Below are 376 nucleotides of genomic sequence, written 5' to 3'. Positions count from 1 at the left end.
AGGATCAAGATATGCCCTTTTAATGCTATCGTTTAAAAACTGGACCTGAGTCCAATAGTATCTACCGCTAACCCTGCTAAAGTTAGTCTTGATGAATCCCCATTTTAATCGAGGCATATAATGATAGCTACAATTGTTCGCATTGAAGGTAATGTTCAAGTTCAGCGTGCAGACGGGTCGATAGAGAATCTGGCTCTTGGTGATCAGCTGTTTGACGGCGATGTGGTTATTACTAGAAATGACAGCAATGTCCTTCTCGAATACCCCAATGATGATCAAATCCTGATAAAAAATGGTGCAAGTCTTACGATAAACCGTGAACAACTATCGGATGATACAATCGATGAACTAGAGTTTATTACTGACGAAGTTAGTG

At 39.9% G+C, this 376-nt stretch carries 1 protein-coding gene; it reads left to right on the top strand.

Annotated elements, in window-relative coordinates; translation table 11 throughout:
• Positions 1–120: 120 nt before the first annotated feature.
• Positions 121–376 (top strand): hypothetical protein (locus SB749_RS18820; RefSeq protein WP_410711641.1); only part of this gene is annotated, 256 nt, incomplete at its 3' end.

It is taken from the genome of Brevibacterium sp. SIMBA_078, assembly GCF_046534565.1.
GTDB lineage: Bacteria > Actinomycetota > Actinomycetes > Actinomycetales > Brevibacteriaceae > Brevibacterium.
Note: the sequence above shows the minus strand (reverse complement) of the source record. Positions and strands in the feature narration are given on the sequence as shown.